Raw genomic sequence first — 25,638 nt, 5'->3', positions numbered from 1 at the left:
TCGACGAGCGCCGAAAATTACTCGGCGATCGGAACGATGTTCACGACCTTGCGGCCACGGTGGGTGCCGAACTCGACCGCACCAGCGGCGAGCGCGAACAGCGTGTCGTCGCCGCCACGGCCGACGCCCGTGCCCGGGTGGAAGTGGGTGCCACGCTGGCGGACCAGGATCTCACCGGCGTTGACGGCCTGGCCGCCGAAGCGCTTGACGCCGAGCCGCTGAGCGTTGGAATCGCGCCCGTTCCGGGTGGACGATGCGCCCTTCTTGTGTGCCATCTTTTCTCAGTCCCTTACTTCGCAGCCGCGGGGATACCGGTGACCTTGATCGCCGTGTACTGCTGGCGGTGACCCTGGCGACGGCGGTAGCCGGTCTTGTTCTTGTAGCGAAGGATGTCGATCTTCGCGCCCTTGTGGTGGTCCACGACCTCGGCCTGGACCTTGATCCCGGCCAGCACCCACGGGTCGCTGGTCACGGCGTCGCCGTCGACCACGAGCAGGGTCGAGAGCTCGACCGTGTCACCAACCTGGGCAGTGGAAATCTTGTCAACCTCAACGATGTCACCGACAGCAACCTTGTGCTGGCGGCCACCGCTGCGCACGATGGCGTACACGCGGATCTCACTCTCGCTCGGAACGGAAACCCCTGATGCCAGCCGCTCACACGGGTCCGAAGACCCGCGACGATCCGGATTGGACGAGCGGCCTCTCCCGTACGAGCGGGAGGTCAGTGCTCAGAGGTGTGGCGAACAAACGCCGACGGTCCAGGCTACGGGGCCTTCGACAGCCGGTCAAACCGGGCCCCTGATTCAGGCCTCGACAGCCTTCACGTACTCGGCGTAGGCATCCCGGATCCCGTCCACGGACAGGTTCAGGTGTTCCAGGATCGTGTAGCGCCCGGGTCTGGTCTGGGGAGCGAATTCGACCACCGAGACGAACTCGTCCGCAGTGAAGCCGATCTCCTCGGCCAGCACGGGCAGGCCGTGGCTCCGCAGCGTCCGGGCCATCTGCACGGACTCCTCGCGGGCACCGCGCAGATGCATCGCGAACGCCGCGCCCAGACCGCACTGCTCGCCGTGGCTGGCGGCACGCTGCGGGAAAAGGAGATCGAAGGCGTGGTTGATCTCGTGGCACGCGCCGGAAGCGGGGCGGCTGTCACCCGCGACCGACATCGAGATGCCGGTGATCACCAGCCCTTCGGCCAGCACCTGCAGGAAGCTGTCGTCCCCGATGCCGCCGGGGTGGCGCAGCACCGCCTCACCGGCCTGGCGGGCCATCGCGGCAGCGAGGCCGTCGATGTCCTCGCCCTTGACCTCATGAGCCAGCTCCCAGTCCGCGACCGCGGAGATGTTGGACAGCGCGTCGCCGATCCCCGAGCGCACGAACCGGGCCGGGGCCTCGCGGATGATGTCGAGGTCGATCAGGACCGCGATCGGGTTCGGGACACCGTACGAGCCACGGCCCGCGTCGTTGTCCAGTGTGGCGACCGGCGAGCAGAGACCGTCGTGGGAGAGGTTCGTCGCCACCGCGACCAGCGGCAGACCGACACGCGCCGCGGCGAACTTCGCACAGTCGATGATCTTGCCGCCGCCGAGGCCGACCACGGCGTCGTAACGCCCGGACTTCATGGCCTCGGCCAGCTTGATCGCGTCCCCGAGGGAGCCACCACCGACCTCGAACCAGGAAGCGCTCGGCAGGCTCGCCGACAGCCGTTCGCGCAGCGCCTGACCGGACCCTGCGCTGATCGCGACCGCCAACTTGCCCGAGCTGGAGATCCTCTGGTCCGCGAGGACGCTCGCGAGGTCGGCCAGGGCACCCGCGCGGATATCGACGACGATCGGCGCCGGTATGAGGCGGGTCAGTACTGGCACGCGATCCTCCTGCCCTTGGCGAGGTCCTCGTGGTTGTCGATCTCGACCCACTGGACGTCGCCGATCGGCTCCACGTCGACCTTGAAGCCTCGGTTGACGAGCTCCTGGTAGCCGTCCTCGTAGTACAGGTCCGGGTCGCGCTCGAAGGTCGTCCGCAGCGCGTCCGCGAGCTCGTCGGCCGCATCGCCCTCGATGAGGGTGACGCCGATGTACTCGCCCGTCGCGTCCGCCGGGTCCATCAGCTTGGTGATCCGCTGGACGCCCTTCTCGGGGTCCACGACGACCTTCATCTCCTCGTCGGCGAGCTGCTTCACCGTGTCGAGGGCGAGGATGATCCTCTTGCCGTCACCGCGGGCGGCCAGCAGCGTCTTCTCGACGGAGACCGGGTGCACGGTGTCGCCGTTGGCGAGGATCACGCTGTGCTTGATCGAGTCGCGGCCGCACCAGAGGGAGTACGCGTTGTTCCACTCCTCGGCCTTGTCGTTGTCGATCAGCGTGATCGTGACGCCGTACTTCGCCTCAAGAGCCTCCTTGCGGGCGTACACGGCCTCCTTGCGGTAGCCCACGATGATCGCGACCTCGGTCAGCCCCACCTCGGCGAAGTTGCCCAGCGTCAGATCGATGACGGTGAGGCTCTCCTCGTCACCCTCGGGGCCCACCGGCACCAGGGCCTTCGGAAGGGTGTCCGTGTACGGGCGCAGACGCCGTCCGGCACCGGCTGCGAGTATCAGGCCGATCATGAAGGTTCTCCTTGCTTCTTGGTTCTCGTTCTCTACGAGGTCATTGTCCCGTCGCGGCGTGTTCACCGACGGCCCGTGGACAGTTGCCTCGGTCACTTGAGCGGGGTCCGCCCCGGCCGGGCCCGGTTCCACGCGGTCTCCGAGGACCGGGTCGGGTACGGCAGGTGCGCCTGACGCAGCCGACCGGCCACGCGTGCGGGGCCGGTCAGCCATGCGTCGGCTGCTGCGGAGGCCGGGCCCGGCGGGGGCCCGGCCTCCGAAAGCCTGCGGCGGCTACTGCTCCGCCGCCGCCGTCTTCTTCGCCGCCGCCTTCTTGGCCGTCGTCTTCTTCGCGACGGTCTTCTTGGCAGCCGTCTTCTTGGTGGCTGCCTTCTTGGCGGTGGCCTTCTTGGCGGTCTTGCGGGCCGTCTTCTTGGCCGGGGCCTCGGCCTCCGCGGCTTCCGGGGCAACGGCTGTGGCGTCGGCCGGGGCCGGTTCGGCCTCGGGCTTCGGCTCGGTGGAGCCCGTCACCACGACGACCTCCGCACCGTCCACGCCTGCGGGCGAGCCCGCAGGGGCGGTGACCTTACGGGTCACCCGGCGCCGGGCACGCGGCGGGGCGGCCACCTCCTCGGGCGCGGCCTCGGCCACCGGGGCCTCGACCACCACGGCCTCTGCAGCAACCACGTCCGCTACGGGCAGCGGCGCCTCGACCGTCTCGGCCGCGACCGGCGAGCCCGCCGGAGCGGTCGCCTTGCGGGTCGCCCGACGGCGCGTACGGCCCTGCGGAGCCTCGGCCACCGGGGCCTCGACGACCGGCACGGGCTCGGTCACCGGCTCCGGCTCCGGCTCCACGACCGGGGTGGGCTCCGGCGCCGTCCTCGGGGCGCCGGCCGGGGCCGATGCCTTGCGGGTCGCGCGCCGACGTCCACGACCGCGCGAAGCGGCCGCCTCGGCCTCGGCCGGGCTGCTGTACAGCTCCTCGTCCGGTACGAACTCCGGCTCGGGAAGTGCCACCGGAGCGGCGACCTCGGCAGCCACCTCGGCCTCGGTCTCTACATGCTCGTGCTCGTGCTCGACGAGAGCCTCGGGCTGCTCACCGGCGCCCCCGCGGCCGCGCTTCTTCGCACGCTTGCCGTTACCGCCGCCACCGACCGTGGTCGGCTGCTCCATGTGCACGATCACGCCGCGCCCGTTGCAGTGGACACAGGTCTCGGAGAAGGACTCCAGCAGACCCTGTCCCACCCGCTTGCGGGTCATCTGGACCAGGCCCAGCGAGGTGACTTCGGCGACCTGGTGCTTCGTACGGTCGCGACCCAGGCACTCCAGCAGACGCCGCAGCACCAGATCCCGGTTGGACTCGAGGACCATGTCGATGAAGTCGATGACGACGATGCCGCCGAGGTCGCGCAGCCGCAGCTGGCGCACGATCTCCTCGGCCGCTTCCAGGTTGTTCCTGGTGACGGTCTCCTCGAGGTTGCCGCCCTGACCGGTGAACTTGCCGGTGTTGACGTCGACGACGACCATCGCCTCGGTCTTGTCGATCACCAGCGAGCCGCCGCTGGGCAGCCAGACCTTGCGGTCCAGCGCCTTCATCAGCTGCTCGTCGATCCGGTAGGTAGCGAAGATGTCGACCTCTGAGGTCCACCTCGACAGACGGTCCGTCAGGTCGGGGGCGACGTGCGCGACGTAACCGTGGATGGTCTCCCACGCGTCGTCACCGCTGACGATGACCTTCGAGAAGTCCTCGTTGAAGATGTCGCGGACGACTCGGACCGTCATGTCCGGCTCGCCGTAGAGCAGCGTCGGCGCGTTGGCGCTGCCGTTGCTCTTCGACTTCTCCTGGATGTCCTCCCACTGCTGCTGCAGCCGCTCGACGTCGCGGCGCAGCTCGTCCTCGCTCGCGCCCTCGGCGGCGGTGCGCACGATGACGCCCGCGTCCTCGGGGACGATCTTCTTGAGGATGGTCTTCAGCCGGGCGCGCTCCGTGTCGGGCAGCTTGCGACTGATACCGGTCATCGAGCCCTCGGGCACATAGACCAGGTAACGGCCGGGCAGCGAGACCTGGCTGGTCAGGCGGGCGCCCTTGTGGCCGATCGGGTCCTTCGTCACCTGGACGAGGACGGACTGGCCGGACTTCAGCGCGGTCTCGATCCGGCGCGGCCCGTGGGCCATGCCGAGCGCCTCGAAGTTGACCTCACCGGCGTACAGGACGGCGTTGCGACCCTTGCCGATGTCGACGAAGGCAGCCTCCATGGACGGCAGTACGTTCTGCACCTTGCCCAGGTAGACGTTGCCGACGTAGCTGGTGGCCTGCTCCTTGTTGACGTAGTGCTCGACGAGCACGTTGTCCTCGAGGACGCCGATCTGGGTGCGCTCGCCGTTCTGACGGACGACCATCACGCGCTCGACGGCCTCGCGGCGGGCCAGGAACTCCGCCTCCGTGATGATCGGGACGCGACGGCGGCCCTGCTCACGGCCTTCGCGGCGGCGCTGCTTCTTCGCCTCCATCCGGGTCGAACCCTTGATGGACTGGACCTCGTCGAAGCCGGTGCCGGGCTCGCGCTCGGCTTCCTTCTTCCGGGGCTCGCGGACCTTGACGACCGTACGCTCGGGGTCGTCCGTACCGGCTTCGGCCTCGGTCGAGGCGTCACCGCTGCGACGACGGCGACGACGCCGGCGACGGCTGCTGCTGGAGCCGGAAGCGGACATCTCGTGGTCCTCTTCCTCCTCCTCGTCGGCCTCGTGAGCGCGCTCGTGCTCGTCCTCGGACGTGTCGGCGGCGTGCTGCTCCGCGGCTTCTTCGGCCTCGGTCGACTCACCGCGGCGACGGCGACGGCCACCGCGACGGCGACGGCGCGAGGGCCGGTCCCCGTACTCGTCCGACTCGTCGCCCTCGTGCTCGGCCTCGCCTTCGGCCTCCAGCTCGTGCTCCTCCTCGGCCGGCTCCTCGACCGGGGCGGTGGGGGCGGGCGTCCGCTCGGCGGCCGGCTCGGTCTCGGCGGCCTCGCCGCGACGGCGACGACGACGGCGGGAGCCGCCCTGCGGCGCGGCCTCGGCGACGGGGGCCGCCTCGGCAGCGGCCTCGTCGGCGGCCTCGTCGGTCGCGGCGGTCTCCTCGACCGTCTCGATCTCTTCCTCGGTCTCGTCGTGGCGCGAGGGGGTGCCGACGGCCGCAGCCGCGGCTGCGGCGGTCTCCGGGGTCTGGAACATCGGCTCGGCGAAGACCGGCGCCTGGAAGACGGCCACGGCCGGGCGCGTCGCGCGACGGCTCTTGCGGGCGGGCTCCTCGACCTTTCCGGTGAACTCCGGCCTGCCCGCGGCGGCGGTCGCCCGCCGGCGCTGACGGCCACGCGGCGCGGCGCTCTCGGCGCCCTCTGCCGCCTCCTCCGGCTCGGCGGCCGGCTCCTCGGCGGCAGCGGCCTCGACCGGGGTCTCGGTGACGATCTCGGCAGGTTCAACGGCCTCGGCGGCCTGCGGCGCACCCGCCGGAGCGGTCGCCTTACGGACCGCACGGCGACGGCCGCGCGGTGCCTCCGGCTCAGCGGCCTCGGCGACCGGTGTGGCCTCCGCGGTCTCAGCGGTCCCGGCGTCGGCCGGCGTGGTCTGCGGCGTTCCGGCCGGAGCGGATGCCCGGCGGCGGGTACGGCCACGGGGCGCCTCGGCCACGACAGGCTCGGCGACGGCGGGCTGCACGGGCGCCTCGGTCTCGACGGCCGGGGTGGGCTCGACGACCTCCACGACCTCGGCGGCCGCCGGAGCACCTGCCGGAGCGGTGGCCTTGCGGGACGCCCTGCGACGCGCACGCGGCGCCTCAACGGCCTCAGGGGTCTCTTCCGCCGGGGCGGTCCCGGTCTCGGCGACCTCGGCGGTCTTATCGGCCTGCGGCGCACCCGCCGGAGCGGTCGCCTTACGGGTCGCCCGGCGACGCGCACGCGGCGCCTCAACGGCCTCAGGCGTCTCTGCGGAAGGGGCGGTCTCCGCGGTCTCTGCGGGGGCAGCGCTCGTGGAGGTCTCCACGACCTCGGCGGTCTCCGGCGCACCCGCGGGGGCGGTCGCCTTGCGGACCGCACGGCGACGGGTACGCGCCGGCGGCGCGGCCTCCGCCTCGTCGGCGGCGACGGTGGTGCTGTCGGACACTGCGGCGTCAACGGCCGGTATGGCCGGCGCCGCAGCCTCCGAGCCGGCGGCGCCCGACGGCGGGCCGGCCGGGCGGGAAGCGGCACGGCGCCTGCGGCGCGGCGGCAGCTTGTCCCCGGGGGTGTTGTTCTCTTCGGCGTTCCCGGTCGTGCCGGGCTCGTTCGGTTCGAGCATGCGGGCGGTTCTCCCGTCACGCTCCCGGGCGCCACGCCTGATTCCGGTCCGGCACGGTCCGCGTGGGAAACGCGGTACCGCCGTCCGGGGCGCGGGCGCCGCACGGGAGCTGAATGTCTGGCTCGCCGGTTCCGTACGCGATGTACGCACGGCCTGGCGAAAGTCTTATGGGTCAGCGCGCTGCCCGACCCAGGTGGCTCCCGAGTCCGAGGACTGCGCTACAACGACCGCCTTACGCGGAACCTGCACCTTCCGGCGCCGTCGCGACGGCTGTCCCGGTGGCCGTGGGTAGCACGGTCGGGGCTGCCTCGCGGTCGGGCGCGAGCGGGTCGGTCACCGTGCCGGACTCCTCGTCGAAGAGCCCCTGCGCCAGCCTGGTCACCGCTGCGGGGACCGGCGGCGCCAGGTCGGCCACAACGCGGAGACCGGACAGGACGTCGTCAGGTCGCACGGCAGGTGTCACGTGCCGAACAACCAGCCGCAGTATCGCACAGGGCTTGTCCCCCGGCCTATCAGCCTGGGGATCGACGGCTTCCAGGTCCGCCACAGCGGCGCGGGCGTCGAAGGTCCGCACGCCGTTCTTCGTACGGCGCTGGACCTCGACGTTCTCGGCGCCGAGGAAACCGGCGACGGCCTTCTCGGCGTCCTCGAACGGGACCCCGTCGAGCCGCATCTCCCAGACGGAAGCAGTCAGCCGCTCGGCGAGACCCGAGGTGCGGGCCTCCACGGCGTCGGTGATGTCGAGGCCGTCCGGGAGCGACGCGTCGAGCAGGTCGCGCAACGTGTCGGGGTCCCGCGCCTCGGTGAGGGCGATCTCCAGGAACTCGGCCTCACTGCCCGTGCCGGTGGGTGCGGCATTGGCGTACGACACCTTGGGATGCGGGGTGAAGCCCGCCGAGTAGGCCATGGGCACCTCGGAGCGGCGCAGCGCCCGCTCGAAGGCGCGCTGGAAGTCGCGGTGGCTGGTGAACCGGAGGCGGCCGCGCTTGGTGTAGCGCAGTCGGATGCGCTGCACTGCCGGTGCGGGCGGCGGGCCTTCGGGCTGTCGCTTGCCCAGTGGTTCTTCTCCTCGGTGCGGAGCGGACGCGGTGGCACGCCGCCCTCGAAATACGGGTGGCCCGGGGGTGTCCGGTCCGGCTCACCCCTGCTTTCGCAGGGAGATCTCTGGTTCGGGCGCCGCGCTGGGCACAGTCGTTGTACTACCCAGAGTACGCGCAAGGGGGGCCACCGGTTCCCGGGGCTCGGGGACCGGGCCCCCGCCGACCAGTGCCCGCCATGCGTCGCGGCGGGCCTGGCGCACGGTCTCGCGTGCGGTGCGCAGGGCATCGCGGGCCGCGCGTCCCGCCTCTGCGGCGGCACGTCTGGCCGGGGCCCAGACCATGTCGCGCACGAAGTGTCCGGCGGGCGTGCACACGGCGCGGTAGGTCCAGGCCACCGGGGCTCCGACGAGATGCCACGCCAGCCAGGCGAGAGCGCGGCCGACGGCCCGCGAGAGGTACCCGGCGACGCGCCAGGCGACACCGATCGCGTCGGCGACCTCCCGGCCGACCGGGGCGAGGACCCGCCGCCGGAACCACCTCGCGGGGGTGACGAGCACCGCCATGACCAGCCAGGCGACGGCTGTGCCCAGCCCCCGGGCCCCCACGACGACGCCGCTCGCCACCGCGCCGACCAGCCACGCGATGCCGTGGCCGAGCGGGGTGAGCAGTGCCCGGTACGTCCAGGCCAGCGGCGCGACGATCAGGTACTTCACGAGCCGGTCGAGGGCCATCGCGAGCGGCACCAGGAGATACCGCCACAGGCCGACCACCGGCCATACGAAGAGAGCGGTGAGTACCCACACCGTCACGGCGGCGACGCCCCGTCCGACGGGGGTGAGCAGTGAGCGGTACACCCGGCACAGACCGCGCCCGAGCGGGGTGAGGACCCACGCGTGGACCCGGACGGCCGGCGCGACGATGCCGTACCGGACCACGGGCACGACCACGTACCGCCACAGCACCACCCACGGCCACACGAAGACCGCCGCGCCCAACCACCGCACGCCCCGGCCGACCACGGCGGCCAGCCACCGCAGTCCGTGCCCCAGCGGGGTGAGGACCGACTCGTACAGCCGGACCAGCGGGATCACGACGAGGACCCGGCACAGCCACGCCAGCGCCCGCCCCACGGGGCGCAGCAGCATCCGGTCGGCGGCGCGGGAGGTGGCGACGAGCGAGTCCCAGACCATCCGTACGGGCAGGACGATCACGAGCACCACGATCCGTACCGGAATCCTGATGAGCGTGGCCAGACAGCCGTCGCCGGACTCGTAGTGCGCGGGCGCCTGATGGTTGCCGTACGCGCGGGGCTGCTTCTCCTGGTCCATGCCGGACAGGACGCGAAGTCCCGGCCCAGGGTTTCGCGGGCCGGGTCTTCGTCATCGAGCTGTCACCCGAACCGTGACGTGCGGTGTCACCTGGATGCGGGTGTGCATCGGGGGCCACTCGCCAGCGGACCCGCAACCGCTCGGCCATTCCGGCCGCGAGGAGGACGGCACCGGCGATATGGCCTGATCCGAGGTGCACCGTTCCCGCTCGGTGACCGCACCGGGCATGTCGACTTGACCCATGTGGTCTGCGCGCTCGGCTCGGAGTGCTGTGCAAGTCGCCGAGCAGGCACGGGACTTGGCGAGGATGTGACCTCGGCCGTACCCGGCGGCGGATCCCGGCGCTCAGGGCCCCGTCCGCCACACCCACAGCGCGGCGACCCGCACCGCGTCCCAACGGCGCCGGCACGTATCGCCACAGCGCCACCCACGGCCGCACGAACAGCGCCTTGCCGGTGCCCAACCCCCTGCGCGCCCGGGGCGGTACGCGTGTCCAGCGCCACACCAGCAGCGCCACGAACACCGTTCGCAACAGCGTGCCGGTCCCACGCGCCAGGGGCAGGAGACCCCTTTCCCGGCCGGGCGGCCGCTGGCGGCCAGCACGTGCCGGACCAGGCGGACCGGCACGACAAGGACCAGGACGACGATGCGCACCGGCATACGGATCGCGGCCACGAGGCAGCCCTGGGGCGGCCGTTCGTCGCCTTCGACTCGCACTACCGGCAGGAGGCCCCGCAGAAGGTGGCCGTCACGGCGGTCTTCGACACGGGCGAGGAGGTTCGGCTGCTCCACTACAGCGCCGACGCGACGGGCAACGACAACGCGGGCAGTGACGCCGAGAACACCTTCGTGACGAAGGAACTCCCGGTCCCGGCGAACACGAAGACCGTCACCCTGAAGTTCCGCATGTACGACACGGGCGACAACTGGTACTGGGCGATCGACCACGTACGCGTGGACAGCAAGCCCATCACCGCCTGACACAGCTGAGGGGCCGGGACACCTTCAAAGGCGTCCCGGCCCCTCACCATCCGCCAGGAGTTACTTGACGACAGTCAGAGGAAGCATCTTCTTGCCGGTCGGGCCGATCTGGATGCTCGTGTCCATCTGAGGACACACGCCACAGTCGAAGCACGGGGTCCAGCGGCAGTCCTCGACCTCGGTCTCGTCGAGCGAGTCCTGCCAGTCCTCCCAGAGCCAGTCCTTGTCGAGACCGGAGTCCAGGTGGTCCCAGGGCAGGACCTCCTCGTACGTGCGCTCACGGGTGGTGTACCAGTCGACGTCCACCCCGAACCCGGGGAGCGTCTTCTCGGCGCACGCCATCCAGCGGTCGTACGAGAAGTGCTCGCGCCAGCCGTCGAAGCGGCCGCCGGCCTCGTAGACGGCGCGGATGACGGAGCCGATGCGGCGGTCGCCGCGCGAGAGCAGGCCCTCGACGATGCCGGGCTTGCCGTCGTGGTAGCGGAAGCCGATCGAGCGGCCGTACTTCTTGTCGCCGCGGATCTTGTCGCGCAGCTTCTCCAGGCGGGCGTCGGTCTCCTCGGCGCTGAGCTGCGGGGCCCACTGGAACGGGGTGTGCGGCTTGGGTACGAAGCCACCGATGGAGACGGTGCAGCGGATGTCGTTCTGCCCGGAGACCTCACGGCCCTTGGCGATGACGTTGACCGCCATGTCGCCGATCTGGAGGACGTCCTCGTCGGTCTCGGTGGGCAGGCCGCACATGAAGTACAGCTTCACCTGGCGCCAGCCGTTGCCGTACGCGGTGGCGACGGTCCGGATGAGGTCCTCTTCCGAGACCATCTTGTTGATGACCTTGCGCATGCGCTCGGAGCCGCCCTCGGGGGCGAACGTGAGGCCCGAGCGGCGGCCGTTGCGGGTCAGCTCGTTGGCCAGGTCGACGTTGAACGCGTCGACGCGGGTAGAGGGCAGCGAGAGGCCGATCTTGTCCTCGGTGTACCGGTCGGCGAGGCCCTTGGCGATGTCGCCGATCTCACTGTGGTCCGCGGAGGACAGGGACAGCAGGCCGACCTCCTCGAAGCCGGTCGCCTTGAGACCCTTCTCGACCATTTCGCCGATGCCGGTGATGCTTCGCTCCCGCACAGGGCGCGTGATCATGCCGGCCTGGCAGAAACGGCAGCCGCGGGTGCAGCCGCGGAAGATCTCGACGGACATCCGCTCGTGGACGGTCTCGGCGAGGGGGACGAGGGGCTGCTTCGGGTACGGCCACTCGTCGAGGTCCATGACGGTGTGCTTGGAGACCCGCCACGGCACGCCCGACTTGTTCGGCACGACGCGGCCGATGCGGCCGTCCGGGAGGTACTCGACGTCGTAGAACCTCGGTACGTAGACGCCACCGGTCTTCGCGAGCCGGAACAGCACCTCCTCGCGCCCACCGGGGCGGCCCTCGGCCTTCCAGCCGCGGATGATCTCGGTGATCTCCACGACCGCCTGCTCGCCGTCGCCGATGACCGCGCAGTCGATGAACTCCGCGATCGGCTCGGGGTTGAAGGCGGCGTGGCCGCCCGCGAGGACGATCGGGTCGTCGAGGCCGCGGTCCCGGGCTTCGAGGGGGATGCCCGCGAGGTCCAGGGCGGTGAGCATGTTGGTGTAGCCGAGCTCGGTGGAGAAGCTCAGCCCGAAGACGTCGAACGCCTTCACCGGGCGGTGGCTGTCCACGGTGAACTGCGGGACCTTGTGCTCGCGCATCAGCTCTTCGAGGTCCGGCCAGACGCTGTACGTGCGCTCGGCCATGACGCCGTCGCGCTCGTTGAGCACCTCGTACAGGATCATGACGCCCTGGTTGGGCAGTCCGACCTCGTACGCGTCCGGGTACATCAGCGCCCAGCGGACGTCACACTCATCCCACGGCTTGACGGTGGAGTTCAGCTCACCGCCGACGTACTGGATGGGCTTCTGCACATGCGGGAGCAGAGCTTCGAGCTGTGGGAAGACCGATTCGACAGACATCGCGAACTTTCGAGAGCCGGCAGGGGTGACCATCCAGCGTACCCCGGTGCTCAGCCTTCCAGCGCCGCCCGCAATTTCGGCCGGGACGCCCGCTCCCACACCTCGGGAAGCTCCTGTTCGCGGGCGGCCGCGGTCGCCTCCTCGTGCCCGTACAGCAGTCCCCAGGTGAATGCGGTCTCCCCCGCGGCGTGCGCCTGGGCGGCCAGTGTGCGCAGGGCGTCGCGGGCGACGACGCTGTCCTGGTGATCGCCGAGCACGGTCTGCACGGCCTTCATCCGCCGGGCGAACTTCTTGGCGGGACGGCCCAGCGCGGCGGTCGCCGCCTCCCCCGCGTACCGGGCGCGTTTCGCCGCCTTGCGGGCGTCGTGCATGGCGAGGTCGCGGTCGGGGCCGGGCCCGATTTCCAGGGCGTGGCCGATACGGGTGGCGAGGCGCTCGTAGTCCCGCAGCACGGCGCGGGGCAGTGCGTCCTCGGGGGCGTGGGCCGCGGCGGGCAGCAGCGGCGGCGCGGCCTGGAGCGCGTCGAGGCCTTCCAGGAGGGCCAGGTAGCGCTTCCCGTCGAGTACGCCGACGGTCCGGCGCCGGGAGCCGTGCCGGCGGGCCACGGACCAGATCCGGAGCCGGCCGCGGACGGGTCCGAGGACCAGGGTGCCGGGCAGGTCGGCGATCCGGGCGCGCAGGCGTTCGTCGAGGACCTCCTGGTCGCGGTCGATTCCGAGCTCGGCCGCCAGCCATTTCAGCTCGTCGCCGACGGGGTCGGTGACGGTGCGGTCGAGGATCTTCCGGTACGTCCTGAAGGCGCTGCGCAGTCTGCGGGTGGCGACCCGCATCTGGTGCACGGAGTCGGGGAGGTCGCGGCGTACGGCGGGGTCGAGTGCGACGACGGCGGTGATCTGGTCGCGTACGTAGGCCATGACGTGGTCGCCCGCCGTCCGGGGCCGCGCTGCGGTCTTCTTCGCGGTGCGCTGCTTCTTCGGGGCCGTCTTGCTTCCCGGGGCTGTCTCGGCGAGGGCCCTGGCCAGTTTGGAGGCCGATGCGGACGGCCTTACGCCGGCCTTGCGGAGCCGGTGTTCGACGGCGTCGAGGAAGGCGGGGTCGCCGTCGTCGGCGAGTTCGACCTCGATCTCGGTCCAGGCCGCTGCGCCGCTGCCGCCCGCGAGCCGAACGGCCCGGACCTCGTCGACGCTGAGTTCGGCGAGGAGTGACCCGTCGGGGCCGAGCAGATGGTGGACGTCGCGGGAGGAGAGCAGCCGGACCACGGGGACGAGTTCCGTCTCCCTGACCCGGGAGCGCAGCAGTGCGGCGAGGCTGCCCGGGAGGGTGTCCGAGAGCGGGGCCCGGATCTCGTCGCGGATGCCGGAGGCGACCGGAAATTTGAGGTGCCAGCCCGCGTCGTCACCGCCGGTGCGACGACGCAGGGTGAGTGAGTCGGCGGCGAGCCGCTGGTCCTCGGTGTCGTAGTAGACGGCGTCGAGTTCCATGACGCCGCGGTGGTCCACGGCCGCGACCCCGGCCACCCGGGTGAGCTCGGGGAGCCGGGTGTCGACGGTGGCTTCGTACTTCCGCTCGATTTCGCGCTTCGAGTCCGCCATGCACCGAATCTAGACGCGTTTTCCGCCGTCCGGCAGGGGGCCCGGCGGACGGGTCACCTGCTCAGGCCGTTATCGGCCGCTGCATCCTGATCGACTGGAGCAGTCCGATGGCCACCCAGACGGCGAACATGGACGACCCTCCGTACGACACGAACGGCAGGGGGAGCCCGGCGACGGGCATGATGCCGAGCGTCATGCCGACGTTCTCGAACGCCTGGAAGGCGAACCAGGCGATGATTCCGGCGGCGACGATCGTGCCGTACAGCTCGGTGGTCTCGCGGGCGATCCGGCAGGCGCGCCACAGGACGATACCGAGGAGCACGAGGATCAGTCCGGCGCCGAGGAAGCCGAGCTCCTCGCCCGCGACGGTGAAGACGAAGTCGGTCTGCTGCTCGGGGACGAACTGGCCGGTGGTCTGGGTGCCCTGGAAGAGGCCGGTGCCGGTGAGTCCGCCGGAGCCGATCGCGATGCGGGCCTGATTGGTGTTGTAGCCGACGCCAGCCGGGTCGAGAGCCGGGTTGGCGAAGGCGGCGAAGCGGGCGATCTGGTAGTCGTCGAGCAGGCCGAGCTGCCAGACGGCGACGGCTCCGGCGATTCCGGCGCCGAGGAGGCCGAAGATCCAGCGGTTCGACGCCCCGGAGGCGAGGAGCACGCCGAGCACGATGACGGCCATGACCATGACGGAGCCGAGGTCCGGCATTCCCATGACGATCACCATCGGGAGGAGCGCGAGGCCCAGCGCCTTGGCGACGGTCCGGTGGTCGGGGTGCACCTGGTCGCCCGCGTCGACGCGGGCGGCGAGGATCATCGCCATGACGAGGATGATGGTGATCTTGGTGAACTCGGACGGCTGCAGGGAGAAGCCGCCGCCGATGATGATCCAGGCGTGGGCGCCGTTGACGGTGGCGCCGAGCGGGGTGAGCACGGCGAGGACCAGGAGCACCGAGAGGCCGTAGAGGATCGGGACGGCGCCGCGCAGGGTGCGGTGGCCGAGCCAGATCGTGCCGACCATCAGGGCGAATCCGATGCCGGTGTTGAGGGCGTGCCGGAGCAGGAAGTAGTACGGGTCGCCGTGGGTGAGGGCGTCGCGGCCGCGGGTCGCGGAGTAGACCAGGGCGGAGCCGATGAGGGAGAGCGCGATGGCGGAGCCGAGGAGCGGCCAGTCGAGCCGGCGTACGACGGAGTCGCGGGCGGTGAGCCGGCCCCAGGCGGAGCGCTTGGGGGCGTACCGGGAGACGGAGAAGCCGGACATCAGTCGCGCCTCCCGAGCACCGCGGCGAGTGTCTGCTCCGCCGGGACCTTCTGCGAGTCCGGGTCATAGGGCTTGATCGTCGGGGCGTCGATCGAGCCGTCGTGCTGGATCTTGGGCAGGGACTTCTGCGGGTGGGGCAGCAGCGCCTTCTTGAGGTCCTGCTTGCCGGAGTCGTCGAGTCCGTAGAGCGCGTCGTAGATGTTGCGGACAGCAGGCCCGGAGGCGCCGGAGCCCGTACCACCTTGGGAGATCGTCATGACGATCGAGTAGTCCTTGGTGTACGTGGCGAACCACGAGGTCGTCTGCTTGCCGTAGACCTCGGCCGTGCCCGTCTTGGCGTGCATCGGGATCTTGTCCTGCGGCCAGCCGCCGAACCTCCAGGCGGCGGTGCCGCGGGTCGCGACGCCCGCCAGTGCCCCCTCCATCTCCTTCAGGGTCTTGGCGCTGGCCGGCAGCTTGCCGTGCGACTTGGGCCCGATCATGCTGACCTGCTTGCCGTCGGGGCTGACGATCGCCTTGCCGACGGTCGGGTCGTAGAGCGTGCCGCCGTTGCTGATGGCGGCGTAGATGGTCGCCATCTGGATCGGGGTGACGAGGGTGTCGCCCTGACCGATGGAGTAGTTGATCGAGTCATAGGCGTGCAGCTTCATGCCCTCGAGGCAGTTCTCGTGGGCGAGCACGGTGTTGAAGTCCTTCTTCTTGGGCCACTTCTTGGCCTGTTCGCACCAGGTGTCCTTGTTGGCCTTCCAGAAGTCCTTCTTCCACTGGCGGTCGGGGACGCGGCCGGTGACCTCGTTGGGGAGGTCGATGCCGGTCTCCTTGCCGAGGCCGAACTGGTGGGCGGTCTTGAAGAACCAGTCCTTGGGGTTCTTCTTGGGCTTCATCCCGCCGTCCTTCTGCCACTGCTGGTAGCCGAGGCCGTAGAAGACGGTGTCGCAGGAGACCTCGAGTGCCTGGCCCAGGGTGATCGGGCCGTGGCTCTCCGATTCGAAGTTCTGGTAGGTGTGGCCCTCGGCGGTGTACGAGCTGCCGCAGGTGTAGTGGCCGTCGAACGGGTAACCCGCCTGGATGGAGGCCGCGGTCGAGACGACCTTGAAGATCGAGCCCGGTGCGGCCTGGCCCTGGATGCCCCGGTTGAGCAGCGGATAGTTGGACTTCTTGCTGGTCATCCGGGCGTAGTCCTTGCCCGAGATGCCGCCGACCCAGGCGTTGGGGTCGTAGTCGGGCAGGGAGGCCATCGCGACGACGCGGCCGGTCTTGGCTTCCATCACGACGACGGCACCGGAGTCCGCCTTGTAGTTCTCGTTGGTGTTCTTGTCGAACTGGGTGCGGGCGACCTTCATCGCGTCGTTCAGCTCGTACTCCGCGACGGCCTGGACCCGGGCGTCGATGGAGGTGACGACGCTCGATCCGGGCTCGGCCTTGTCGTCCTTCGCCTGGCCGATGACCCGGCCGAGGTTGTCGACCTCGTAGCGGGTGACGCCGGCCTTGCCGCGCAGTTCCTTGTCGTACGTCCGCTCCAGGCCGGAGCGGCCGACCTGGTCGGAGCGGAGGTACGGCGAGGCGGTGTCCTTGGCCTTGGTGATCTCTCCGTCGGTGACGGGCGAGAGGTACCCGAGGACCTGGGCGGTGTTGGCCTTGCCGGGTGCGGCGTAGCGGCGTACGGCGGTGGGTTCGGCGGTGATGCCGGGGAAGTCCTCGGCACGTTCGCGGATCTGGAGGGCCTGCTGGGTGGTGGCCTCGTCGGTGACCGGGATCGGCTGGTACGGCGAACCGTTCCAGCAGGGCTGCGGCGTCTTCGCGTCGCAGAGCCGGATCTTGTCGAAGACGTCCTTCGGCTTCATGCCGAGCACATCGGCGAGGCGGGTCAGGACGCCCTTGCCGTCGTCGTCCATCTTCATGAGATCGGTGCGGTTGGCGGAGACGACGAGGCGGGTCTCGTTGTCGGCGAGGGGCACTCCCCGCGCGTCGAGGATGGAGCCGCGGACCGCGGGCTGGACGACCTGCTGGACGTGGTTGTTCTTCGCCTCGTCGGTGTACTCCTGGCCGTTGCGGATCTGGAGGTACCAGAGGCGGCCGCCGAGCGTCAGCAGCAGGGAGAAGACGAGGACCTGGATGATGACGAGCCGGATCTGGACCCGCTGGGTCCGGCCCGTCTCCGGGATGTTGCTCACGCGGCGCCCCCGGTAGTGGTCGGGCCGGGGGTGCGAGGGGTGTCCCCGGCGAGGTTCAGCCTCACAGTCGCTTGACTCCCTTGATCCGTCCGGCCCGTGCCGCTCGGCTGCGGGCAGCCTTCAAACGCAGTCCGCCGCGCGGGCCGCCGATCCTGAGTCCGGTGCCGGAGGAGAGCCAGCCCGCGGCCATGTCGCCACTGCTGGAGGACTCGGAGAGCGGGTCGTTCTCGGTGCGTCTGGCGAGCGCCATGATCAGTGGAACGGTGAACGGCGCGAGGAGCAGATCGTAGACGGCTGCGGTGAACAGCAGGCTGCCGAGGCCGACATGACGGGCGGCGGTGTCCCCGACGAGGGCGCCGACGAGGGCGTACAGCAGGGTCGATCCGATCGCTGCGGCCACGACGGCGGCCATCGGGACGAACGCGGACTTGAGCCGGCCGTTGTCCGGCCGGGCAAGTCCGGCGCAGTAGCCGATGACGCAGAGGACCAGGGCGTACCGTCCGGCGGCGTGGTCGGCGGGCGGTGCCAGATCGGCGAGGAGTCCCGCGCCGAAACCGATCAGGGCACCGGCGACATGTCCGTACACGAAGGCCAGACCGAGCACGACGAGGAGCAGCAGGTCGGGGACGGCCCCGGGGAGTTGCAGTCGGGCGAGTACGGAGACCTGCACGACGAGGGCGATCACGACCAGGGCGGTGGAGAGCAGAGTCCGGTTGAAGCGCATGGGGATCAGCTCTACCTCTGCTCGTTGACCGCGTTGCCGGTGGATCCGGTGGGGCTGGGACTCCCGCTGGGGGTCCCGTTGACGTTCCCGACCACCTTGCCGTTGGTGTCGACGATGTCGCCGTTGGGCGAGATCGTGACGGTGACCGTCGGGGTGGGCTTCGGCTTCTCGGCCTTCTTCGGCAGGACCATGTCGCGGGGGTCCTCGCGCGGTGCCTGGACGACGATGCCGACGATGTCGAGCTTGCTGAAGGCGGCGTACGGGCGGACGTAGACGGTACGGGTGAGGTCACCGCCCGACGGGTCGACGCGGACGACCTCGCCGACCGGGACGCCCGGCACGAACGGCTTGCCCTTGCTGGAGCCGAAGGTGACCAGCCGGTCGCCCTTCTTCACCTTGGCCTTGCCGTTGAGGAACTGGACGGACAGCGGACGGTCGCCCTGGCCGGTGGCGAAGCCGAGCTCGTCGGTCTTCTCCATCCGGGTGCCGACGGTGAAGTCGGGATCGTTGGCGAGGAGCACCGTCGCGGTGTCCGGGCCGACGGTGGTGACCCGGCCGACGAGCCCGTCGCCGTTGATGACGGTCATGTCGCGCTTGATGCCGTCGTCGGAGCCGGCATCGATGGTGACGGTCCAGGAGAAGCCCTGGGCCGCTCCTATGGCGATGACCTCGGCAGCCTTGATGCCGTACTGCCCGGCGGACGACTTCTTCAGCAGCTTGTCGAGTTCGCGGACCCGGTTGCGGTTGCGGTCGTCGCTGCCGAGCTTCGCCTTCAGCGCGGCGTTCTGCTGTTCCAGGACGGCGATCCGGTCGTGTCGTGCACCGGATGCACGGATCGCCCCTATGGCGTTGCCCACCGGATCGACGGCTGCCGCGACGCCTTTCTCGACCGGCCCGAAGGCCGTTGCGGCGGCCTGCCGGGCGCCGTCCACCGGTGACTCCTCGCCGCCGCGGATGTCCACCGTAATCAGGGCGAATGCGATGGCGATCAGCAGCACCAGGAGCAGCCGGCTCTCTCGTGTGTCCCTCACGTGCGGCGGCCGTGCCTTCCTCGTCGGAATGTTCGTGCCTGTATATCAACGATCCGCCGTACGGGCGGAAGCGCCCGTACGGCGGACCGCTGTGTTGTCGACCCGGTGTTACCTGCGGGGCTGGGCGTCCAGTACCTGCTGGAGCGCCTCGAACTCCTCGACACACTTGCCGGATCCGAGCGCCACCGAGTCCAGGGGGTCCTCGGCGATATGGATCGGCATGCCGGTCTCGTGGCGCAGCCGCTCGTCCAGTCCGCGCAGCAGCGCACCGCCGCCGGTGAGGACGATGCCGCGGTCCATGACGTCACCGGACAGCTCCGGCGGGCACTTGTCGAGCGTCGTCTTCACGGCGTCGACGATCGCGTTGACGGGCTCCTCGATGGCCTTGCGGACCTCGGCTGCGGAGATGACCACGGTCTTGGGCAGTCCGGAGACCAGGTCGCGACCGCGGATCTCGGTGTGCTCGTCCTTGTCGATCTCGTACGCCGAGCCAATGGTGATCTTGATCTGTTCGGCGGTCCGCTCACCGAGGAGGAGCGAGTACTCCTTCTTGATGTGCTGGATGATCGCGTTGTCCAACTCGTCGCCGGCGACCCGGATCGACTGGGCAGTGACGATTCCGCCGAGCGAGATGACGGCGACCTCGGTGGTGCCGCCACCGATGTCGACGACCATGTTGCCGGTGGCCTCGTGGACCGGGAGGCCCGAGCCGATGGCCGCGGCCATCGGCTCCTCGATGATGTGCACCTGGCGTGCGCCGGCCTGCGTCGACGCCTCGATGACGGCGCGTCGCTCGACCCCGGTGATGCCGGAGGGCACGCAGACGACGACCCGCGGTCGGGCCAGGTAGCGGCGCTTGTGGATCTTCAGGATGAAGTAGCGGAGCATCCGCTCCGTGATCTCGAAGTCGGCGATCACGCCGTCCTTCAGGGGGCGCACGGCAACGATGTTGCCCGGCGTACGCCCGATCATCTTCTTGGCCTCGGAACCGACTGCCAGGATGCCGCCGGTGTTGGTGTTGATGGCCACGACGGACGGCTCGTTCAGAACGATGCCGCGCCCCCTGACGTACACCAGCGTGTTGGCAGTCCCGAGGTCGATAGCCATGTCACGGCCGATGAACGACATTGAGTTCCCCTTGTTCCCCATGAGGATGCGTCGGGCCTTCCCAAGAAAGCAATGATGGCTTGTTTTTGGTAGGCGAAGTGAGCGCTGCGGGCCTGGAAGATTCCATCGTAGTGCCGTATGCACGGACACCGCGCGAGGGGCCTTCGCCAGTGTGGGCGGAACGGGTGGCCGTTCCACTCATGGTGACGCTACGTCGGAGGGATGCGTTCCCCCGATCGGCGGTCATATGCCGAAGGGCGACCGAATTACTTCGGTCGCCCCAGGTCATCAGCGCTGTTCGGCTGATCCGAGGTCAGGAAAGTCCCGGAAAGAACAGCTTCAGTTCTCGCTCTGCGGACTCCTCGGAGTCCGAGGCGTGGATGAGGTTCTCTCGGGTGATCGTCCCGAAGTCGCCACGGATCGATCCGGGCGCGGCGGAAATCGGGTCGGTCGGGCCGGCCAGGGCGCGGACGCCCTCGATGATCCGCTCGCCCTCGGCGACCAGGACGACGACCGGGCCGGACTGCATGAACTCGACGAGCGGCTCGTAGAACGGGCGGCCGACGTGCTCGGCGTAGTGCTGCTCCAGGGTCGCACGGTCCAGCGTGCGCAGCTCCAGCGCGGTGACCTGCCAGCCGGCCTTGCGCTCGATCCGGCCGACGATCTCGCCGATCAGCCCGCGCCGGACGGCGTCGGGCTTGAGAAGGACGAGGGTGCGCTGAGTCATGTGCGGCTCCTTGAAGACATGCAGGTGCGGTGAGGCGAGATTACAGGTCTCCGCGGACGGGCCGGCGGCCGGGTTTGCCCGCCGTCACAGGCTTCAGCCGGCCGCCGACGTCCTAGGTGGTCGCTTCCTGCGCAGCCCAGCGGGCCTTGGCCTCATCGATCTTGCGGCCGTAGTGCACCGAGGCCCACCAGAGTGCGCCGAAGAGCAGACCGAGGATGTACATCATCGGGATGAAGAACCCGCCGGCGACCAGCGCAACCTGCAGCGCCCAGCCGAGCTGCACGCCGCCGGGGCGGGTGATCACGCCGCAGAGCAGGACGGACAGCAGCATGCCGACGCCGCAGACCGTCCAGACGGTGGCGTTCGACAGGTCGTCGGACTTCATGGCGACGAGTCCGGCGAAGCCGATCACGAAGAACTCGCCGATCAGCGTCGATGCACAGAGCGTACGCACAGGGTCAGTGCCTTCCCAGAAGCAGCCGGGCCTCGCCGACCGTGATCACGGAACCGGTGACGAGGACGCCGGCGCCCGCGTACTCGTCCTCCTCCTCGGCGAGGGTGATCGCCGCCTCCAGCGCGTCGTCGAGGCGCGGTTCGACCTGGACGCGGTCGCCGCCGAAGACCTCGACCGCGACGGCGGCCAGTACGTCGGCGTTCATCGCGCGGCCGGTGGAGTTCTGTGTGATGACGACCTCGGCGAAGATCGTCTCGAAGGCTTCGAGGAGCCCCCGGACGTCCTTGTCGTCGCTGGCGCCGACGACACCGATCAGCCGGGAGAAGCCGAACGCCTCGGACAGCCCGTCGGCGGTGGCACGGGCACCCGCCGGGTTGTGGGCGGCGTCCAGGACGACGGTCGGGCTGCTCCGTACGACTTCGAGGCGGCCGGGCGAGCGCACCGAGGCGAAGGCCCGGCGGACCGTGTCGTGGTCGAGCGAGCCGGGCTGCTCGGCACCGATGCCGAAGAACGCCTCGACCGCGGAGAGCGCCACCGCCGCGTTGTGCGCCTGGTGGGCGCCGTACAGCGGGAGGAAGATCCCCTCGTACTCGCCCCCGAGGCCACGCAGGGTCAGCAGCTGCCCGCCGACCGCGATCTCGCGGGAGACGATGCCGAACTCCATGCCCTCGCGGGCCACCGTGGCGTCGACCTCCACGGCCTTCTTCAGCATCACCTGGGCGGCGTCGACCGGCTGCTGCGCCAGGATGACCGTGGCGTCCTGCTTGATGACCCCGGCCTTCTCACCGGCGATCTCGGCGGGCGTGGTGCCGAGCCGGTCGGTGTGGTCCAGCGAGATGGGGGTGACGACGGCGACCGAGGCGTCGATCACGTTCGTCGCGTCCCAGCTGCCGCCCATGCCGACCTCGACGACCGCGACATCGACCGGCGCGTCGGCGAAGGCCGCGTACGCCATGCCGGTCAGCACCTCGAAGAAGGAGAGCCGGTACGGCTGCTGGGCGTCGACCATCTCGACGTACGGCTTGATGTCCTGGTACGTCTCGATGAACCGCTCGGGGTCCATCGGCGAGCCGTCCAGACTGATCCGTTCGGTGATGGACTGGACGTGCGGCGAGGTGTAGCGGCCGGTGCGCAGGTCGAAGGCGCCGAGCAGCGCCTCGATCATGCGGGCCGTGCTCGTCTTGCCGTTGGTGCCGGTGATGTGGATCGAGGGGTACGCGCGCTGCGGCTCGCCGAGCACGTCCATCAGTGCGGCGATGCGCGCCACCGAAGGTTCGAGTTTGGTCTCGCCCCAGCGGCCGGCGAGCTCCTGCTCCACCGCGCGCAGCGCCTTGTCCACCTCCGGGTCGGCGGGGCGGGCAGGGACCTCGTCGCCCGGGACCGGTCCCGAGGCGGTGCGCAGGGTGCGGCTGCCGGCCTCGATCACCGCCAGGTCGGGGTCGCGTTGGGTCGCTTCGTCGACGATCTCCGCAAAGGTGTCGTCGGACTCGGACGCGTCATGCCGGTCGGAAGGGCGGGGCTCACTCACGGGGCCCAGTCTACGGACCGGGACGGACATCCGGCGCAGCGCCCGGGCAATGGGCACGAATGGGCGCCCGTACGGCGAAGCCCCCGTGCCGCTGGTCGGTCAGGGGCACGGGGGCTTCGCACTCAGGTCATCAGCTCTGCGGCAGGTTCGCCAGCTGAGCGGTGATCCGCGCGATGTCCGCGTCGGCCTTGGCGAGCCGGGTACGGATCTTGTCGACCACGTTGTCCGGGGCCTTGGCCAGGAACGCCTCGTTGCCGAGCTTCGCGTTGGCCTGGGATTTCTCCTTCTCGGCGGCGCCCAGGTCCTTCGTCAGCCGCTTGCGCTCGGCCTCCACGTCGATGGTTCCGGACAGGTCGAGGGCGACGGTGGCCCCCGCGACCGGCAGCGACGCGGTGGCGTGGAAGCCGTCCCCGGCGGGCTGCAGGCGCAGCAGCTGGCGGATGGCCGCCTCGTGCGGGGCCAGCGCCGTGCCGGTCAGGGTGAACTCGGCCGGGACCTTCTGGCCGGGCTGCAGGCCCTGGTCGGAGCGGAACCGGCGGACCTCGGTGACGACCTGCTGAACGAGCTCGATCTCCTGTTCGGCGGCCTCGTCACGGAAGCCGGAGTCCTTCGGCCAGTCGGCGATGACGACGGACTCGCGACCGGTCAGGGAGGTCCAGAGCGTCTCGGTGACGAACGGGACGACCGGGTGCAGAAGCCGCAGCATCACGTCGAGGACCTCACCGAGGACCCGGCCGGAGACCTTGGCCTGCTCGCCGCCGGCGAAGAACGTGGTCTTCGACAGCTCGACGTACCAGTCGAACACCTCGTCCCACGCGAAGTGGAAGAGCGCCTCACTGAGCTTGGAGAACTGGAAATCGTCGTAGAACGCGTCGACTTCGGCGACGGTCTTGTTGAGCTTCGACAGGATCCAGCGGTCCGTCGCGGACATCTGCGACGGGTCGGGCAGCTCGCCCTCGATCGTGGCACCGTTCATCAGCGCGAAGCGCGTGGCGTTCCAGATCTTGTTGGCGAAGTTACGCGAACCCTGGACCCAGTCCTCACCGATCGGGACGTCGACACCGGGGTTGGCGCCACGCGCCAGGGTGAAGCGCAGCGCGTCGGAGCCGTACTTGTCCATCCAGTCCAGCGGGTTGACCGCGTTGCCGAAGGACTTGGACATCTTCTTGCCGAACTGGTCGCGGACCATGCCGTGCAGAGCGATGGTGTGGAAAGGCGGGGTGCCGTCCATCGCGTACAGGCCGAACATCATCATCCGGGCGACCCAGAAGAAGAGGATGTCGTAGCCGGTGACCAGGACGGAGTTCGGGTAGAACTTCGCCAGACTCTCGGTCTGCTCCGGCCAGCCGAGCGTCGAGAACGGCCACAGGCCGGAGGAGAACCAGGTGTCGAGGACATCGGTCTCCTGCGTCCAGCCTTCGCCGCTCGGCGGCTGCTCGTCGGGGCCGACGCAGACGATCTCCCCGTCCGGGCCGTACCAGACGGGGATGCGGTGGCCCCACCACAGCTGACGCGAGATGCACCAGTCATGGAGGTTGTCGACCCAGTCGAAGTACCGCTTCTCCATCTCCTGCGGGTGGATCTTGACCTGGCCGTCGCGGACCGCGTCGCCCGCCGCCTTGGCCAGCGGGCCGACCTTGACCCACCACTGCATGGACAGTCGCGGCTCGATCGTCGTCTTGCAGCGCGAGCAGTGGCCGACGGAGTGGACGTATGGGCGCTTCTCGGCGACGATCCGGCCCTCGGCGCGCAGAGCGCCGACGATGGCGCTGCGCGCCTCCAGCCGGTCCAGGCCCTGGAAGGGACCGTGCGCCGTGATGATCGCGTGCTCGTCCATGACAGCGAGGCTCGGCAGACCGTGCCGCTGGCCGATCTCGAAGTCGTTCGGGTCGTGCGCGGGCGTGACCTTGACGGCGCCCGTGCCGAACTCGGGGTCGACGTGCTCGTCGGCGACGACCGGGATACGGCGACCTGTGAGCGGCAGCTCGATCTCCTTGCCGACCAGGTGCTTGTAGCGGTCGTCCCCCGGGTGGACGGCGACGGCCGTGTCGCCCAGCATCGTCTCGGCACGGGTCGTCGCGACGACGATGGAGTCCTCGCCCTCGCCGTACCGGATGGAGACGAGCTCACCGTCGTCGTCCTGGTACTCGACCTCGATGTCCGAGATGGCCGTGAGACAGCGCGGACACCAGTTGATGATGCGCTCGGCCCGGTAGATCAGCTCGTCGTCGTAGAGCTTCTTGAAGATGGTCTGGACGGCCTGGGACAGGCCCTCGTCCATGGTGAAGCGTTCCCGCGACCAGGCGACACCGTCACCCAGGCGCTTCATCTGCCCGGAGATCTGTCCGCCGGACTCGCCCTTCCACTGCCAGACGCGGTCGATGAAGGCCTCGCGCCCCAGGTCGTGGCGGGACTTGCCCTCCTTGGCGAGCTCACGCTCGACAACGTTCTGCGTGGCGATACCGGCGTGGTCCATGCCGGGCTGCCACAGCGTCTCGTAACCCTGCATCCGCTTGCGGCGGGTGAGGGCGTCGATCAGCGTGTGTTCGAAGGCGTGCCCCAGGTGGAGGCTGCCCGTGACGTTCGGCGGCGGGATGACGACGGTGAACGGAGGCTTGTCGCTCGTCGCGTCGGCCTCGAAGTAACCACGTTCCACCCAGCGCTCATACAGCTTCCCCTCTACCTCGGCCGGTGCGTACTGGGTCGGCAGTTCGGGGTTGCTGGCTGGCGTCTGCTGAGTGTTCTCGGTCACGGGGGACAGTTTAGGGCCGTCACAGTCGTGCACTGAAACCGGTTTGTTCAGTAACGGTGTGG

Annotated in this window: 19 protein-coding genes; 1 reads left to right on the top strand and 18 read right to left on the bottom strand. The window is 70.0% G+C overall.

Annotated features, from left to right (window positions below):
- Nucleotides 1-17 precede the first annotated feature (17 nt).
- The 7 genes from rpmA to ACIA8E_RS06475 all read right to left on the bottom strand — a co-directional run bounded on the left by rpmA (nucleotide 18) and on the right by ACIA8E_RS06475 (nucleotide 9,268).
- A complete protein-coding gene (gene rpmA / locus ACIA8E_RS06505) occupies nucleotides 18-275 on the bottom strand; it encodes a 50S ribosomal protein L27 (protein ID WP_028813462.1) in 258 nt (85 codons plus the stop codon).
- 14 nt (nucleotides 276-289) lie between these two features.
- Complete coding sequence (gene rplU / locus ACIA8E_RS06500; RefSeq protein ID WP_030921216.1) at nucleotides 290-610, bottom strand: 50S ribosomal protein L21; 321 nt, start codon at nucleotides 608-610, stop codon at nucleotides 290-292.
- A gap of 195 nt (nucleotides 611-805) precedes the next feature.
- Nucleotides 806-1,867 carry an iron-containing alcohol dehydrogenase family protein gene (locus tag ACIA8E_RS06495; protein WP_329163824.1) on the bottom strand — a complete coding sequence of 354 codons (1,062 nt, stop codon included), beginning with the start codon at nucleotides 1,865-1,867 and terminating at the stop codon, nucleotides 806-808.
- A complete protein-coding gene (locus ACIA8E_RS06490; protein WP_399295200.1) occupies nucleotides 1,855-2,607 on the bottom strand; it encodes a sugar phosphate nucleotidyltransferase in 753 nt (250 codons plus the stop codon). The genes ACIA8E_RS06495 and ACIA8E_RS06490 overlap by 13 nt, the downstream gene beginning before the upstream one ends.
- A gap of 273 nt (nucleotides 2,608-2,880) precedes the next feature.
- Entirely contained in the window at nucleotides 2,881-6,900 is a 4,020-nt protein-coding gene (locus tag ACIA8E_RS06485) for an Rne/Rng family ribonuclease (RefSeq protein WP_399295199.1), read from the bottom strand.
- 232 nt (nucleotides 6,901-7,132) lie between these two features.
- Nucleotides 7,133-7,915 carry a TIGR03936 family radical SAM-associated protein gene (locus ACIA8E_RS06480; RefSeq protein WP_399295197.1) on the bottom strand — a complete coding sequence of 261 codons (783 nt, stop codon included), beginning with the start codon at nucleotides 7,913-7,915 and terminating at the stop codon, nucleotides 7,133-7,135.
- A 123-nt stretch (nucleotides 7,916-8,038) separates the two neighbouring features.
- Nucleotides 8,039-9,268 (bottom strand): hypothetical protein, encoded by a 1,230-nt coding sequence (locus tag ACIA8E_RS06475; RefSeq protein ID WP_399295195.1) that lies wholly within the window; start codon nucleotides 9,266-9,268, stop codon nucleotides 8,039-8,041.
- Between the two features lie 603 nt (nucleotides 9,269-9,871).
- Here ACIA8E_RS06475 and ACIA8E_RS06470 point away from each other — a divergent pair.
- On the top strand, nucleotides 9,872-10,249 hold the full coding sequence (locus ACIA8E_RS06470) for a hypothetical protein (RefSeq protein WP_399295194.1): 378 nt from the start codon (nucleotides 9,872-9,874) through the stop codon (nucleotides 10,247-10,249).
- 60 nt (nucleotides 10,250-10,309) lie between these two features.
- On the opposite strand, the gene ACIA8E_RS06465 is transcribed toward ACIA8E_RS06470, so the two are convergent.
- The 11 genes from ACIA8E_RS06465 to ACIA8E_RS06415 all read right to left on the bottom strand — a co-directional run bounded on the left by ACIA8E_RS06465 (nucleotide 10,310) and on the right by ACIA8E_RS06415 (nucleotide 25,576).
- Nucleotides 10,310-12,235, bottom strand: a complete 1,926-nt coding sequence (locus ACIA8E_RS06465; protein WP_399295192.1) for a TIGR03960 family B12-binding radical SAM protein — start codon at nucleotides 12,233-12,235, stop codon at nucleotides 10,310-10,312.
- A gap of 50 nt (nucleotides 12,236-12,285) precedes the next feature.
- Nucleotides 12,286-13,827: a CHAD domain-containing protein gene (locus ACIA8E_RS06460; RefSeq protein WP_399295190.1), complete on the bottom strand. Its 1,542-nt coding sequence runs from the start codon at nucleotides 13,825-13,827 to the stop codon at nucleotides 12,286-12,288.
- Between the two features lie 61 nt (nucleotides 13,828-13,888).
- Nucleotides 13,889-15,079 carry a rod shape-determining protein RodA gene (rodA, locus tag ACIA8E_RS06455; RefSeq protein WP_399295188.1) on the bottom strand — a complete coding sequence of 397 codons (1,191 nt, stop codon included), beginning with the start codon at nucleotides 15,077-15,079 and terminating at the stop codon, nucleotides 13,889-13,891.
- Nucleotides 15,079-17,253 (bottom strand): penicillin-binding protein 2, encoded by a 2,175-nt coding sequence (mrdA, locus tag ACIA8E_RS06450; RefSeq protein ID WP_399295186.1) that lies wholly within the window; start codon nucleotides 17,251-17,253, stop codon nucleotides 15,079-15,081. Before mrdA ends, rodA begins: the two co-directional genes overlap by 1 nt.
- Nucleotides 17,254-17,314: 61 nt before the next feature.
- Nucleotides 17,315-17,977: a rod shape-determining protein MreD gene (gene mreD / locus ACIA8E_RS06445; protein ID WP_399295184.1), complete on the bottom strand. Its 663-nt coding sequence runs from the start codon at nucleotides 17,975-17,977 to the stop codon at nucleotides 17,315-17,317.
- Nucleotides 17,978-17,988: 11 nt separating this feature from the next.
- Nucleotides 17,989-19,008 carry a rod shape-determining protein MreC gene (gene mreC / locus ACIA8E_RS06440; protein ID WP_354392162.1) on the bottom strand — a complete coding sequence of 340 codons (1,020 nt, stop codon included), beginning with the start codon at nucleotides 19,006-19,008 and terminating at the stop codon, nucleotides 17,989-17,991.
- A gap of 108 nt (nucleotides 19,009-19,116) precedes the next feature.
- A complete protein-coding gene (locus tag ACIA8E_RS06435) occupies nucleotides 19,117-20,136 on the bottom strand; it encodes a rod shape-determining protein (RefSeq protein ID WP_030970092.1) in 1,020 nt (339 codons plus the stop codon).
- Between the two features lie 292 nt (nucleotides 20,137-20,428).
- Nucleotides 20,429-20,842 (bottom strand): nucleoside-diphosphate kinase, encoded by a 414-nt coding sequence (gene ndk / locus ACIA8E_RS06430; protein WP_399295182.1) that lies wholly within the window; start codon nucleotides 20,840-20,842, stop codon nucleotides 20,429-20,431.
- A gap of 112 nt (nucleotides 20,843-20,954) precedes the next feature.
- A complete protein-coding gene (locus ACIA8E_RS06425) occupies nucleotides 20,955-21,296 on the bottom strand; it encodes a DUF4233 domain-containing protein (protein ID WP_399295180.1) in 342 nt (113 codons plus the stop codon).
- 4 nt (nucleotides 21,297-21,300) lie between these two features.
- Nucleotides 21,301-22,824: a bifunctional folylpolyglutamate synthase/dihydrofolate synthase gene (locus tag ACIA8E_RS06420; RefSeq protein WP_399295178.1), complete on the bottom strand. Its 1,524-nt coding sequence runs from the start codon at nucleotides 22,822-22,824 to the stop codon at nucleotides 21,301-21,303.
- 130 nt (nucleotides 22,825-22,954) lie between these two features.
- The gene (locus tag ACIA8E_RS06415; RefSeq protein ID WP_399295176.1) at nucleotides 22,955-25,576 is read right to left on the bottom strand and encodes a valine--tRNA ligase; all 2,622 of its coding nucleotides are present in this window, start codon (nucleotides 25,574-25,576) and stop codon (nucleotides 22,955-22,957) included.
- Nucleotides 25,577-25,638: the final 62 nt, after the last annotated feature.

Origin of the sequence: Streptomyces sp. NPDC051664 (genome assembly GCF_044453545.1) — a bacterium.
Taxonomy (GTDB): Bacteria; Actinomycetota; Actinomycetes; order Streptomycetales; family Streptomycetaceae; genus Streptomyces.
Note: the sequence above shows the minus strand (reverse complement) of the source record. Positions and strands in the feature narration are given on the sequence as shown.

Excerpts from the sequence above, each read along its gene's own strand:
- ACIA8E_RS06460 (WP_399295190.1), bottom strand. The coding sequence starts at position 13,827 with ATGGCGGACTCGAAGCGCGAAATCGAGCGGAAGTACGAAGCCACCGTC.
- rpmA (WP_028813462.1), bottom strand. The coding sequence starts at position 275 with ATGGCACACAAGAAGGGCGCATCGTCCACCCGGAACGGGCGCGATTCC.
- ACIA8E_RS06485 (WP_399295199.1), bottom strand. The coding sequence starts at position 6,900 with ATGCTCGAACCGAACGAGCCCGGCACGACCGGGAACGCCGAAGAGAAC.
- ACIA8E_RS06465 (WP_399295192.1), bottom strand. The coding sequence starts at position 12,235 with ATGTCTGTCGAATCGGTCTTCCCACAGCTCGAAGCTCTGCTCCCGCAT.
- ACIA8E_RS06475 (WP_399295195.1), bottom strand. The coding sequence starts at position 9,268 with ATGGACCAGGAGAAGCAGCCCCGCGCGTACGGCAACCATCAGGCGCCC.
- ACIA8E_RS06435 (WP_030970092.1), bottom strand. The coding sequence starts at position 20,136 with ATGTCGTTCATCGGCCGTGACATGGCTATCGACCTCGGGACTGCCAAC.
- rodA (WP_399295188.1), bottom strand. The coding sequence starts at position 15,079 with ATGTCCGGCTTCTCCGTCTCCCGGTACGCCCCCAAGCGCTCCGCCTGG.
- ACIA8E_RS06490 (WP_399295200.1), bottom strand. The coding sequence starts at position 2,607 with ATGATCGGCCTGATACTCGCAGCCGGTGCCGGACGGCGTCTGCGCCCG.
- ndk (WP_399295182.1), bottom strand. The coding sequence starts at position 20,842 with ATGACTCAGCGCACCCTCGTCCTTCTCAAGCCCGACGCCGTCCGGCGC.
- mreD (WP_399295184.1), bottom strand. The coding sequence starts at position 17,977 with ATGCGCTTCAACCGGACTCTGCTCTCCACCGCCCTGGTCGTGATCGCC.